Annotated in this window: 11 protein-coding genes; 6 read left to right on the top strand and 5 right to left on the bottom strand. The window is 58.3% G+C overall.

The window, feature by feature from the left end:
- Positions 1 to 67: 67 nt before the first annotated feature.
- A complete protein-coding gene (locus tag HY010_18090; GenBank protein ID MBI3477647.1) occupies positions 68 to 1,456 on the bottom strand; it encodes a VWA domain-containing protein in 1,389 nt (462 codons plus the stop codon).
- Between the two features lie 199 nt (positions 1,457 to 1,655).
- Here HY010_18090 and HY010_18085 point away from each other — a divergent pair, with 199 nt between their 5' ends.
- Entirely contained in the window at positions 1,656 to 2,636 is a 981-nt protein-coding gene (locus tag HY010_18085; GenBank protein MBI3477646.1) for a VWA domain-containing protein, read from the top strand.
- Positions 2,637 to 2,814: 178 nt separating this feature from the next.
- On the opposite strand, the gene HY010_18080 is transcribed toward HY010_18085, so the two are convergent.
- From HY010_18080 to HY010_18065, 4 genes are all read right to left on the bottom strand, one after another.
- Positions 2,815 to 3,228, bottom strand: coding sequence for a DUF3052 family protein (locus tag HY010_18080; GenBank protein MBI3477645.1), 414 nt, complete (start codon positions 3,226 to 3,228; stop codon positions 2,815 to 2,817).
- Between the two features lie 51 nt (positions 3,229 to 3,279).
- Positions 3,280 to 4,143 (bottom strand): VWA domain-containing protein, encoded by an 864-nt coding sequence (locus HY010_18075; protein MBI3477644.1) that lies wholly within the window; start codon positions 4,141 to 4,143, stop codon positions 3,280 to 3,282.
- A gap of 469 nt (positions 4,144 to 4,612) precedes the next feature.
- Positions 4,613 to 5,611, bottom strand: coding sequence for an RluA family pseudouridine synthase (locus HY010_18070; protein ID MBI3477643.1), 999 nt, complete (start codon positions 5,609 to 5,611; stop codon positions 4,613 to 4,615).
- 155 nt (positions 5,612 to 5,766) lie between these two features.
- Positions 5,767 to 6,786, bottom strand: coding sequence for a hypothetical protein (locus tag HY010_18065; protein MBI3477642.1), 1,020 nt, complete (start codon positions 6,784 to 6,786; stop codon positions 5,767 to 5,769).
- A 197-nt stretch (positions 6,787 to 6,983) separates the two neighbouring features.
- Between HY010_18065 and HY010_18060 the strand changes: the two genes are divergently transcribed.
- The 5 genes from HY010_18060 (at position 6,984) to mtnA (ending at position 13,692) form a co-directional block, all read left to right on the top strand.
- Positions 6,984 to 7,790 carry a hypothetical protein gene (locus HY010_18060; GenBank protein ID MBI3477641.1) on the top strand — a complete coding sequence of 269 codons (807 nt, stop codon included), beginning with the start codon at positions 6,984 to 6,986 and terminating at the stop codon, positions 7,788 to 7,790.
- Between the two features lie 417 nt (positions 7,791 to 8,207).
- The gene (gene uvrA / locus HY010_18055; GenBank protein MBI3477640.1) at positions 8,208 to 11,027 is read left to right on the top strand and encodes an excinuclease ABC subunit UvrA; all 2,820 of its coding nucleotides are present in this window, start codon (positions 8,208 to 8,210) and stop codon (positions 11,025 to 11,027) included.
- Positions 11,024 to 11,914: a CPBP family intramembrane metalloprotease gene (locus HY010_18050; GenBank protein ID MBI3477639.1), complete on the top strand. Its 891-nt coding sequence runs from the start codon at positions 11,024 to 11,026 to the stop codon at positions 11,912 to 11,914. The genes uvrA and HY010_18050 overlap by 4 nt, the downstream gene beginning before the upstream one ends.
- 98 nt (positions 11,915 to 12,012) lie before the next feature.
- Entirely contained in the window at positions 12,013 to 12,576 is a 564-nt protein-coding gene (gene pyrE / locus HY010_18045; protein ID MBI3477638.1) for an orotate phosphoribosyltransferase, read from the top strand.
- Between the two features lie 72 nt (positions 12,577 to 12,648).
- Entirely contained in the window at positions 12,649 to 13,692 is a 1,044-nt protein-coding gene (mtnA, locus tag HY010_18040) for an S-methyl-5-thioribose-1-phosphate isomerase (GenBank protein ID MBI3477637.1), read from the top strand.
- The last annotated feature ends 8 nt before the right edge of the window (positions 13,693 to 13,700 follow it).

Here is a 13,700-nt window from a genome sequence, read left to right as displayed (position 1 = left end):
ACGATTTTCTTGGCGGTTTTCAACTACGTCACAACTGAGAACTGAGAACCGGGAACTGAGACCAGCCTCATTTCGGCGTCGGCAGCGGGTAGTAGCCGTCTTTCGCGTAGACCTTCACGTCCGGACGTCGTACCCGTACCTCGATCTGGCGATATTGGCCCCCTCCTGGCCGCGCTGAGTATGCGAGCGTGTACTGGTTGCGAGCGTCGCCAATGGCCCGGGCATAGGCCTTCTCAATATCGAGTTTCGCATTCTCCGCGTAGACCGTTCCTCCGCCCGTTGCCGACACATACTTTGGCAGAATATTGCCGTAGCCGAAGTTGATGTCAGGAAGGCCGGGGGGCATCGGTATTTTTGGAACGTGAATTTTTTGGAGCTTCCCATAGCCTGGAAGCGCGGCCCCTTCCACGCCGACCGCGTAGACGGTCACATTTTGCGTGAGCAGAACTTTCAGAGTGTCGCTATAGCCGGCGTCGCTTCCAATCTCGCGTCCGTCGCTGATCACGAAAATGATCTTGCGGCGGGTGCGATCGCGTTTAGAAAGATCGCGCGCCGCTCGCAGAATGGCATCGTTCATTACGTGCGACTGCCGGGGCGGCGTGATCACGGGCTGGATCGGCGAATCGACAGGATGCCCATTGATGGTCGGACCTTGCGGACCGAGCGGTCCTCCGGTGACCGGCGGCCCATTGTTGCGCCCGGAATAGGTCTTGATCTGGTTCAGGACCGCCGTCAGCCGCTGGCTCACAGAGGTGAAGTCCGAAACCTGGCTGACGGTGCTGCTGTAGGTGTAGATCGCGACCTCGTCGAACTGGCTGAATGCGCCTTGCAGTGCCGGGAGCGTTTCCTGAATCTTGCGCACGCCTGAGTCCGACATGCCAAGATCGAAAATCACTGCCGCCGACAGCGGGAACGGGTCGCTGGTGAAGAACTTCAGCGGCTGTTTCTGCCCGTTTTCGAGGACGGTGAAATCCTTGGGCAACAGGCCGGGGACCAAGCGTCCATTGTTGTCCTTCACCATTACCGGAACCACCACATAGGTCACAATGACAGGTGGAAGCTGATAGAGCTTTTCTCGAGTGTTGTCGACGTCAGTCGCGGCACCATCATCCGGGGGCACAGAACCCTCAGGCACAGTCTTGACCGGTGGCATGGGCGGTGGCGCTGTCTTTTCTTCGGCATCGGGGCTGGCCGCCGGGGCATCGCTGCGAGGAGGCGCATTCAGGACCGGATCAGCTTCCTTGGGTGGTGTTTTGGGCTGGTCCGCGCTTGAACTCTCGCCCTGATCACCTTGATCCGCGGACGGCCTGCTCGTTGGCAACGCGGGCGGCGGGATCGGTCGACTAGCAGACGGGGCGTCCGGGACTTCTTCGGTCTTTTGCTGCTGTGTCCAGCCTGCTCCTGCCAGCAACAAGATCAGTGCCGCGAATCCGATCGCGCTGGATTTCTTAGCCATTTCCGGGAAACCCGCCCTTCCTAAGCATGAACCTTGGCACGCACCAGGGCTATTTTTGGAACCGCCCCGTCATTAAGATGCCCGCAGCGCGCGCTTTGGTGCATCTAAGTCTTACAGGATAGACTAGCAAAGTTTCGGGATGAAAACTCACATGTCCAAGCTGCATTTCAGGTCGTACTTCGCTGTACCTGTTTCTGTCATGGTTCTCGCGCTCGCCGGTTCGCTAACCGCGCAGACGACCGATACGCCTCCCGCCCCAGCAGATGATCAGCCGACAGTCACTTTTAAGTCCAATGTCGAGGTGGTGCAGCTCTTCTTCAACGTCAAGGACAAGCACGGAGCCCTCATCCCGAGCCTCACCAAAGACAGTTTTGACATCTTTGAAGACGGTAAACCTCAGACGATCAAGTACTTCAAGGCGGAAAGCGATCTTCCCCTGACGCTCGGTATTCTGATCGACGCCAGCGGCAGCCAGCGCCGTGTTCTGGAAATTGAACAGGAAGTAGGCGGCTCTTTTCTGGAAAATACGCTGCACGATCGCGACATGGCTGCGGTTTTCAGTTTCGACGTGGACGTGAATCTGTTGCAGGACTTTACCAGTTCTGTGTCGCGACTCAAGAAAGCGCTGAACTCGGTCAAGATCAACTCCGGGACCGGTGCCTGCGCCAATCTGCCCGGCCTGGGCGGCGGCCCGATCCCGTGCCCTTCGACCGGTCCGCGCGGTACGGTGCTCTATGACGCTGTTTACGTGGCGTCGCACGACGCTTTCTCTCAGGAAGTCGGCCGGAAGGCAATGATCCTGCTCACCGACGGCGAAGACCAGGGTAGCCGTCTGAAGATCAGGGATGCCATCGAGGCGGCTCACAAATCGGACACGATCTGCTACGTGCTCTTGATCGCCGATCGGGGCATCAGCATGGGCTTTGGCGGCGGCGATATGCACAAACTGACCGCCGAGACGGGCGGCCGCGTGATCGAAGTCGGCAACAAATTCGACAAGCTGAAACAAGCTTTCGACCAGATTTCGCAGGAACTGCGCTCGCAATACAATATCGGCTACACGCCCACGAATAACAATCGGGACGGCTCGTTCCGAAAAATTGAAATTAAGGCCAAGGGCGGAGAGTACAAAATTCAAGCTCGCAGTGGCTACTACGCGATGCCCCGCAAAGAAGAATAGGCAATCGCCGCTAGCTTTTCGAATTGGCGCTATTGTCGTCGCGAAAGACTACGCCGAGAGCACAGCATCCAGAAAATTAGATTGTCATCCTGAGCGAAGCGAAGGACCTGCTGTCCTGTGCTGCTGCGGAAATCAGGTTCTTCGATTCACTCGGCACGATAACTCGGGGAGGGCCGCTTCAGCTCTTCGGCCGGTTCTTCACCGGAATTACAAATTTCAGCCCCGACCACACCTCGGTGACCGCGCACACCTTCACGTCGACCAGGCCGATGCCGAGTCCAGTCTGCCGGATGACATCTTCGGTCAGATCAGTAGCAACTCCTGAAGATTTCTTCGGCCACGAAATCCAAATCATTCCGGCGGGTGCGAGCGCCTTGGCGGCTCGCAGCATCTCTCGCTCCAACTCGCGACGCGACTTGGAAAACAGGTGGATGAAATCCAACGGGCCAGCCAGATCCTTCACAATGCGACATCGCGCCAAAGCATCCTGAAGTTCAGCGTGCACGTCCGGCGGCATGCGAATCAGGCGGACGCGCAACCCTTCCTTGATACCCAGCTTTTTTGGTAAGGGAGTTCCAGAATATCCCGGCATAAATGACTTGCCGCAAGCTCGCGGCTCCAAGCTCGTAGCTGACAATTCCAGCTAACGTTTCGGCGCGTAATACCCCTTGCGGGTGCGAACGTGAAACGCCTTTTGTTGCGCGAGAATCTCGATGGTGCGGAAATGCCCGTCGGCGACAAAGTCTGCAGGCCGGTAGGTCATCGCGTACTGGCTGCGTAGCTCATCCTGGATGGAGGCGAACGCGTCCGACACGTCTCGAATTTGAAATGGAAAAAACGCGCGGCCGCCGGTGGCTTCCGCAATGCGCTCCAGAACTTTATCGGATTTCGTCTTCGAGCCTGTGATGTTGGTGCTGATCGTGTACACGATCACTTCCGCGCGTTGCGCCATTTCGATCGATTCCTCGCGGGTCACGTGGCTCGAATTGTCGTCGCCATCGCTGAGCAGGATGATCGCACGCCGCACCGGGCCAGTCTGCGGTTGCTTCATGAGGTGGTCGCGGCAAGTGGCGTACAGAGCGTCGTACATCGCGGTGCCACCGCCCGCTTTCAAGGAGCGCACACCTCTCGAAAGCAATTCGGTATTGTCGGTGAAATCCTGCGTCACATCGGGAGTCGAGTCGAAGCCGATGGTGGCGGCCACGTCAAAACGCGGACGAATGATGGAGTTTAGAAACTCAATCGCGGCTTCCTGCTCGAACTTGAAGCGGTCGCGAATAGAATTGCTGGCGTCGATGACCAGTCCGACTTGCAGAGGAAGGTCGGTCTCACTGCGAAAACTATTGACCCGAACGGCGGGCTTGTGATCGTCCAGCACGCGGAAATCGTTCTGCTTCAAATCCTTGATGTAACGGCCGTGCTTGTCGGTGACAGTAAAAATGGCGCGCACTTCGTTCACGCCCACGACGAACTGAGCCACGGCTTCGCTGGGATTTGCTCCCGGCATGTTCTCCAGTTGCGGTGCTCCCGGCGTAGACGGCGGCGCTTGCTGCTGAGTCGTCGCGGCAGGTGTAGTGGCCGCAGGCGTCTGCGGCTCAGGCTTTGCGGTTTCCTCGACCGGCGGAGCGCTGGGTGCCGTGCTGGACGGCGGAGTACTGCTGGGAGGTGTGTTGTCCCCGGGCTTCAGTTCCTGAATCGGCTTTTGCGGTTTCTGTGCCGCAGGCGGCTTGCTGTCGCTTGCCGGCGGCTGTTTGGCAGGAGCATTTTCCTGCACGGTCGCGGACGGTGCGGACGGAAGATCCTTATCGGTGCTCTGGCCGACTGCGACTCCGGCAAGTATCCAGCACCCTGCCAACAACATGGGAAAACGGAAACGGAGAAAGCTCATGGGATGTCCCACATTATAGCTGCTAACCCAGCACGGACAGTATCACGGTCGTAACCCTCCGCGACGGGCATAGGATTCGCAGGGCAGGTTATGTCTCTTGTCCCAAACTCACCAGCAGGGCTTCGAGTTCCGGCGGAAGCACGGACGAGAAGTGCATCGTCTCTCCCGTTTTTGGATGCTTCAATTCCAGCTCCGCAGAATGCAGGAAATTTCGATCGAGGGACACGCTGCGCGATTGTCCCGCAGCCCGAACCTTACCGGATTCGCTTTTCATCTCACCCGCCGCGCCGTAGAGCGTATCGCCGACCACTGGATGATGAATCGACGACAGGTGCACGCGGATCTGATGGGTGCGTCCGGTTTCAATCTTGAGTTGAAGCAGCGCGAACTTGCCATACACCGTACTTAGTTTGCGCTGCACGACATAATGCGTCACCGCTTCGCGTCCACCGGGACGGCCCGCGGTCATGCGAATCCGGCGTTGGGAGTCGCGGCTGATGGACGTGCGAATCGTGCCGCGATCCTGCTTTGGCCAGCCCTGGACGAGCGCGAGGTAAGTCTTGTGAACCTCGCGAGAGGAAAATTGCTTGGCCAGCTTGCGATGAGCCTCGTCATTCTTGGCGACCACCATCAGCCCGCTGGTAGCGCGGTCGAGGCGGTGCACGATCCCTGGCCGCAGATCGCCACCCACTTCTGACAGCGTTCCAAAATGATGCAGGAGGGCATTGACCAGTGTGCCGCGATTGCGGGCATCGTCGGTAGCGCCGGCGCCAGCGTGCACCATCATGCCGGCCGGCTTATTGACGATCGCTATATCTCCGTCCTCGTACACGATGTGGAGAGGAATCTCCTCTGCAAGAGCCCGCAGGGGAGCAGCGTGCGGCGGGCCGGTAACGACCACCTCTTCTCCACCTTTAAGGCGCAAAGAGGCGCGCGCTGCCTTGCCCCCAACCAGCACCTCGCCGTTCGCAATCAGTTGCTGAACCCGCGCGCGACTCACCTCCGGCAGTTTCGACACCAGATACTGATCAAGGCGCTGGCCCGCGTCGTCAACGGCGAAAGTAAGCGTGAGTGGGAAAGTGGACATGAAAAATCAGGTGTCAAATTTCTTTGTACAAATAGTCATCCTGAGCGAAGCGAAGGATCTGCCTTCTTTGGCTGCGGACACACGCAGGTCCTTCGCTTAGCTCAGATGACAATTCTATAGGGTATTTTGGAGACCTGAGACCGAGGCCTTTCGACCTACTTGATTTCCTGCACCGGCAGCATTGATCCGTAGCCTTGCCCGGAAGGATCAATGGCGCGGGCCGCGATGCCGGCAAACCCATCACGAAACTCGGGAAACCTGGTCACCAGAGCCTTGATCAGCGCGTTGTTCGTCTGAAATGTGCGCAGCGTGTCAGAAATATCAGCTGCCCTGTACCGTACGACTAGATCAAGTTCGCCACCGGTACCCAGAGCGAAGATTGCGGTGAGTTGATACGTGACGCCCCCCGCGGCCAGATCGACAACATTCCCGTCGATCGGAAGGTCAGTAGGCTGCACGGCCTGAGCTTCGTCGTAGAGCTTGTCTGTCGCCTGTGTGCTCATGATATCGGCGGGCGTGGTCAACATGATAGCTTCGCGGAAATAGAGCCAGGCGTTTCGATTCTGACCCTTCGTTTTGAACTCCCGCGCACGTTGCGTGAACCACGCCGCATCGTGGCCTCCGATCTGCGAGGCTCGCACGAAGACGCCGGCCAGCTTCCAATCTGCGCCCAGTTGTTGCAGGATCATCGTCATCGCCCGGGCGTCGTCGGTTCCAGTTGCGTCCACGATCGCGACCCCATACTTGCCGGGCGGGAGATTGGCCAATACAAAAACGGCGCTGTCTCTGGTCTGGCCCAAAGATCCAAAAACGCCGCACAAGAATTCGGCGCGCGGCAGCGGGTCCTTGCCTTCGGCGCTCAGCAGAAACGGCGGTCGAACCGTGCCCTTCGCTCCAGCGAAGGCGGCCTGGTTTTCTTTGACTGCGGCCGCGATTCCGCTAAAGTCCGCCGCCAGGGAGGGGATGGCACTCTGTTGGAGCCCGGTGGAATCTCCGCGCGAGACCATTTCAAAATAACGCTTGGCCGTGGTTTCCAGTGCGCTGCGGGCGGGGGCCTCCATATCGGAGGCAGTCTGGCAGGTCTGTGCCCGGGCGCTGAGCGATGTCCAGATCAGCGAGAGGGCAAAGCCCACGAACTGACACATCCACGCTGCCTTGGAATATGCTTTGGGCACAGGACCCTTTCCCTTGCTATTTTACGCCGCCGTTTGCTCTGGTTGTGTGTAAATCCTTGCAGAAGTTATACCTGCAAAAGGCGTCCCCAACCTTGTTCGCAAGAAATAACGGTCGGGAACGTTCTGTAAACAGTGCTAAGATTCAGCAGACGGCAAACCGGTCGTATCGGCCGCTGGCGTGATGTTTGGGGGATTTTATGGCTGCAGCTAGCATGAAGGTCCGTTGGGTATTTTGGAGTCTTCCCCTATTCGTCGCCTGCTCATTTGGACAGTCCCAACTTCGGGCTGGCGTGCTGGTAGCAAAACCGGCAGTCCGCCGGGGTGCCAATCCCACGCCGGTGCCGGCGGTGGTGACTCCTCCTCCAGCGCCTCTTACATTGGCTCAGCAACCCTCCTCTCCACCCCAGGTCCACTACCAAAGCGGGATGCTCACAATCGTGGCTGAAAACTCGAGTCTGGGCGACATCCTGCGCGAAGTGCACAAGAGTACCGGGGCGGTGATTGATGTTCCGGCCAATGCCAATGAGCGGGTTGTGACACGGCTGGGCCCAGGGCCCGCGCGCGATGTCCTCGCAGACCTTCTAAACGGATCGACGTTCAACTACGTGATGACCGGTTCCGCTGCTGACCCGGCAGGCCTGTCCAGCGTGATGCTCATGACGAAAACTGGTGGTGCTCAGACCGCCAGCCCGCCTCCGGTGCAGTACGAACCACAGCAAGCCGTGATGGCCCCGGGAATGGGCCCTGGTGGACCCGTTGTGCAACAACCGGCCTCTGACGAGGAGGCTGATGCCGAAGACAAAGAGGAAGACGATACCGGCGATGAGGATCAGGCCAAGGATCAGGGTCAGACTCCACCCGGTGCAGTTCCTCCAGCCGACGGTTCCCAACCGAATGCCGGCCCCAAGTCGCCAGAGCAGATTCTGGAAATGCTGCGCCAGCATGCACCGAACGGAGGAAGATTGTTGCCCAATCCTCAACCCCAGTCAGACGACAACAATTAAGATCACGGGAATTAAGGTAGGGCAGGTGTCGCTCCTCGCTTTGCGAAAAGACGAGGCTAGTCGCCGCTAGCTGAACTTTGCTGCGGAACGAGGACCGGACCAGTGCGGGATATGGGACGGGAAGGATTGCAGGCTGCCAGCAGTCCGGTCAAAGCGTAGTAGGCGCTGAAAACGCCGAGTGCCACACCAATAATTGCAGTACTTCCAATCGCAAGAACAACTAAAAGGGCGTTCACAGTTCGATCACCTTTACCAGCAACTGCTTGGATGTCAGCCAGCGGCCAAATGTTTACTGTATCCGTGTTTGACGCCCGTTCCTGTTAACGACTAAGATACGGTAGTCGAACCACGTATACTCACTCTCCAACATTTCTGGGGCCCCGTCCACGTTACGGAAGTCCATTATTTTGCGTTCTGATGGCCATTACGAAGATTTCAGTGCGCGGCGCGCGCCAGCACAACCTGAAGAATATCGACGTGGAGATCCCACGGAACACTCTTACGGTGATTACCGGATTGAGCGGTTCCGGCAAGTCTTCGCTCGCGTTTGACACGATTTACGCCGAAGGCCAGCGGCGGTACGTGGAAACCCTCTCCGCTTACGCCCGCCAGTTTCTCGATCAGATGGAGCGTCCCGACGTGGACGCCATCGACGGCCTGAGCCCGTCGATCTCGATTGAGCAGAAGACCACCAGTCGTAGTCCTCGATCGACGGTAGGAACCATTACCGAGATTTACGACTACCTGCGCTTGCTGTACTCCTCGATTGGAATACCGCACTGCCCCACGTGCGGCAAGCCCATCACGCGCCAATCGGCGGAGCAGATCGTGCAGCGCGTTCTCGCTCTAACTCCGGACGACCGCGTCATGATCATGGCGCCGATCGTACGCGGCCGCAAAGGCGAGTTCAAAAAAGAAATGGAGAAGCTGGTTGAACACGGCTTCAGCCGCGCCCGCGTCGACGGGGAACTGGTCAATCTGGAAGACGATCTCAACCTTGACAAGCGGAAGAATCACACCATCGAAGTCGTGATTGATCGTCTGCTCGTGAAGCCCGGGATCGAGCATCGCCTGGAACTTTCGGTCGGGCTCGCCATGAAGCTGGGCGGCGGCCTGGTGCTCGTTTCTGTCGTCAACGGCGATGAGACTTTGTACTCATCCCGTCTCGCATGCCCCGATTGCGGAATCAGTGTGCCGCAACTCGAGCCCCGATCGTTTTCGTTCAATAGTTCTTACGGCGCCTGCCCGGAATGTCACGGCCTCGGTAGCCGTTACGATTTCGATCCGGCGAAAGTGATCGTGGATTGGTCAAAACCCGTGCTTGACGGCGGTCTTGGTCCGGGATCCGCATCACAAAATCTGACCCATGGATTGCAACTGGTGGCGGAAGCGTACAAGGTTGACTTATCTACGCCCTTTGAAAAACTTCCTGACAAGATCCAGAGTCTTCTGCTCTACGGTGAACCAGCTCGCGGCGGCAAGACCGGCTTCCTCGGAATTCTCGGTCACCTGAAACAGAATCTCGAAGGGTCCAGCTCCGATACCTACCGCGAATATCTGCTCGACTACATGTCGGCGACGGTGTGTCCGGTATGTCATGGCAACCGCCTTCGCCCGGAAAGTCTGGCCGTAAAGGTCAACGGTATGTCGATCGCTGATTTCACTTCGCTCCCGGTGTCGCGGGCCCTCGACACTGCGCGCAAGATCAAGCTCGCGGGCAGGGAAGAGACGATTGCCGGACGCATTGTGCACGAGATCACCGAGCGCCTTCAGTTCCTGCACGAAGTTGGGTTGGGATACATCTCGCTCAGCCGCTCGGCAGCAACCCTTTCTGGCGGCGAAGGGCAGCGTATCCGCCTGGCAACGCAGATTGGCTCCAAGTTGCGCGGCGTTCTCTACGTTCTCGACGAGCCCTCGATTGGCCTGCATCACCGCGACAATGGCCGCCTTCTGTCGGCCCTTGAAAACCTGCGCGACCTCGGCAACACCGTGCTGGTCGTCGAACACGACGAAGAGACGATCCGCCGCGCCGACTACGTAATCGATCTTGGACCCGGCGCCGGACGTCACGGCGGCGAACTCGTCGCCAGCGGCACGCCCAAACAGATTCTGGATTCCGCCGATTCCCTTACCGGCGCGTACATGTCCGGACGGCAGAGCATCACCATGCTGACCGAACGGCGCAGTCCCAATGGCAAAGCAATTGCGATCCTTGGCGCGCGCGAGAACAATCTGAAAAATCTCGACGTGGTCTTTCCTCTCGGAGTAATGACCGTGGTGACCGGCGTCTCCGGTTCGGGGAAATCGACGCTCGTGAATGACATCCTGTACCGCGCGTTGGCGAAACAGCTTTACCGTTCCCGCGAAGAACCCGGCGCGCATAAATCCATCACTGGGTCTGATCTGGTCGACAAAGTGATTCGCATCGACCAGTCGCCCATCGGACGCACGCCGCGCTCGAATCCGGCCACCTATACCGGAATGTTTTCTCAGATCCGCGATCTCTACGCCATGTTGCCCGAGTCGCGCGAACGCGGTTACAAGCCCGGCCGTTTCTCGTTCAATGTCTCCGGCGGACGCTGCGAAGCATGCCAGGGAGAAGGCCAGCGCCGCATCGAGATGAACTTCCTGCCCGATGTGTATGTCCAGTGCGAAGTCTGCGGCGGCCGCCGCTACAATCACGAAACTCTCGCCGTCCGGTACAAGGGATATTCCATCGCCGACGTGCTCGAGTCTCCGGTCTCGGACGCGCTCACGATTCTCGAAAACATTCCGCAGGTAAAACAGAAACTGCAAACGCTGGTCGACGTCGGACTGGGATACATCCATCTCGGTCAATCTGCCGTGACCCTTTCCGGCGGTGAAGCGCAACGCATCAAACTGGCGCGCGAACTGAGCAAGCGCCAGACCGGCAAGACTCTGTATCTGCTGGACGAGCCGACCACAGGCCTGCACTTCGATGACGTCCGCAAACTGCTCGACGTTTTGCACCGCCTTGCCGATCTCGGAAATTCCGTGATCATCATCGAGCACAACCTCGACGTCATCCGCAATGCTGATTGGGTTGTCGACCTTGGCCCTGAAGGTGGAGAAGAAGGCGGACGCATTGTCGCCCAAGGCACTCCGGAGCAGGTCGCGCGCGTGAAAAAGTCTTACACTGGACAGGCGCTCGCCACCTATTTCAACGGTGTGAAACCGGCTGGGAACGCACAACCCAGCGCGCAGGAAGTTCATTGAATTCATTTCCAGAAAATGCGGATCCAGCACCCGTAACCGCCAGCGAAGCGGTTGTGCCCGGCGTTCCCGACGCGCCACCCGCCATCGTAAGCGTCGCTCCCAAAGATCCACCCTGGAGCGGCTGGGATGTTCTCCGCATTCTCCTGATGGGAGTAGTCGCGCTGTTCGCGACCGTGGTCGTGCTGCTGCTCATTAGTTCCGGCTCTTCCCTGAAAGGTCGAGCCAATGCCCTGGGTGCGCATCCGGAACTGGAAATCATCGGACAGATGGGAGCCTACGTGGCTCTGCTCGGCTACATGTACATCCTGGTGACCAGGGAGCGGCATTGTCCCCGGTTTTGGGATGCCATTCGCTGGAATTGGCCACCATCGACGAGTTGGTATCTGCTCGGCGGAGTACTGCTGCAGGCGATCTTCCTGGTGATCGAATGGAAACTTAAACGTTTCATTCCCAAAGAAACGCCTTTCGATGCACTCATGCGACGCCCTTACACAGTGGCTCTGATCGCGATTTTCAGCATCACGCTGGGCCCGCTGATGGAAGAACTATTCTTTCGAGGATTTCTCTATCCGGTATTGAAGCGTCGTTTCGCGGTGATCGCGGGTGTCTTCGTCACCACGCCGGCGTTGCAGCAGCGTTGCGGGGTGGCCGTAGGAGTCTTCATCACCGCGCTGGGATTTGGACTGGTGCATGCCTCCCAGTACGGCTACTCGTGGCTCTCAGTGTCGCTGATCTCGATCGTCGGCGTGGTGCTCGCCATTGTTCGTGAAAATAAGAACTCGGTGGCCGCGGGATTCCTTGTGCACGTCGGGTACAACGCAACCATCATGACGCTGCTCTTCGCCGCCACCGACGGCTTCCGGCATATGGAAAAACTGAATCAGTAGCAGAGCAGTTCTCAGTTCCCGGTTCTCAGTGTCTGATGGCAGCGGTATTTTCTGAGAACTGAGAACCGGCAACTGCATCTCTGCTATCGTAGAACTTCATGTCCATCGCACGACAAGAGCTGTTGGAAATGCTAGCGCGGCAGTCATTTCGCCTCGGGGAATTCAAGTTGTCATCCGGCGGAACCAGTGACTATTACGTCGACTGCCGCACCACGACGCTCGACGCGCGTGGGGCGCAATTGACGGGGCAAGTTTTTCTCGAGACAATCCGCGAGCAAGGCTGGGAACCGGATGCGATCGGCGGGCTCACGATGGGTGCCGACCCGATCGTCGTCGCAGTCGCAGTCACCAGCGGCAAGATTCATGGCTTCCTGGTTCGCAAAGCAGAGAAGCAGCACGGCACCGGCCGCCGCATCGAAGGGTTTGCTCAGAAAGGCGCCCGCGTAGTCATCGTAGACGACGTCTGCACTACGGGATCATCGACGATACAAGCCATTGAAGCCGCCCGCGAATTTGGATTCGACGTGATCGGTGCGATGTGCCTGGTCGAACGAGAGGAAGCCAAGGGCCGTCCCGACGTAGAAAAAGCCGCTGCGAGCGCACCGTTTGTTTCGATATTTACTGCCAATGATGTGAGGAAACAACACCTGAAAGGCAAGTGAATAGTGGCCAGTGGATCATGATTGAGTTGAATTTGTTATCCACTAATCACTAGTCACTATCCACTGACTCCCATGATTCAAACTCTCGAATGGACCGCCCAAGGCGTCCGCTTCATCGATCAGACGAAGCTGCCGACCGAAGAAGTTTACGTAAACTGCACCACCCACCAGCAGGTCGCGGACGTGATCACCACGATGGTGGTGCGCGGAGCGCCGGCCATCGGCGTCGCTGCAGCGATGGGTATCGCGCTCGGCGTTCAGAACTCCAAGGCCGAAAATGGTGCCGATCTCAAACGCGACTTCGATGCGATCTGTGAGGTCATTCACCAGACACGCCCGACCGCGGTCAATCTTTTCTGGGCGATCCGCCGGATGCAAGCGAAGTTTGAAACCCTGCGCGTGCGCCCGATCCCTCAGATCAAACAGGCTCTCATCGAAGAGTCTCGGCGCATGCACGCCGAAGACATCGCCGCCAATCAAGCGATGGGACGGCACGGAGCCGTGCTGATGCCCGCAAGCGGAGGCGTCCTGACGCACTGCAATGCCGGGGCGCTCGCCACTGCCGGCTACGGCACCGCATTGGGTGTGATCCGCGCAGCAGTCGAAGCCGGAAAGAAGATTCACGTCTATGCCGACGAAACGAGGCCCTTCCTGCAAGGGTCGCGTCTGACGGCATGGGAGTTAATGAAGGACGGCATTCCAACCACCGTGATTTCAGACAACATGTCCGGTGCGATGATGAAGCAAGGCAAGATTGGCGCGATTGTTGTCGGCGCCGACCGCATCGCCGCCAACGGAGACGTCGCTAACAAGATCGGCACCTACACCGTCGCGGTGCTTGCGAAAGAACATGGCATCCCGTTCTACGTCGCGGCTCCGATCTCGACGGTCGATCTCGATACCCCCGATGGCAGCAAGATTCCCATCGAGCAACGCAATCCTAGAGAAGTCACGCACATTGCCGGCAAACAAATGGTCCCCGACGGCGTCGAGGTCGAGAACCCTGCTTTCGATGTGACACCCGCGAAGTATGTGAACGCCATCATCACCGAACGCGGCATTGCGCGCGCTCCGTATGAGCAATCCCTACGCGACCTGGCAAAGGATCATGCGTAGAGGCGCGG

This window comes from Acidobacteriota bacterium (assembly GCA_016196065.1).
In the GTDB taxonomy this organism is placed as follows: domain Bacteria; phylum Acidobacteriota; class Terriglobia; order Terriglobales; family Acidobacteriaceae; genus Acidiflorens.
Note: the sequence above shows the minus strand (reverse complement) of the source record. Positions and strands in the feature narration are given on the sequence as shown.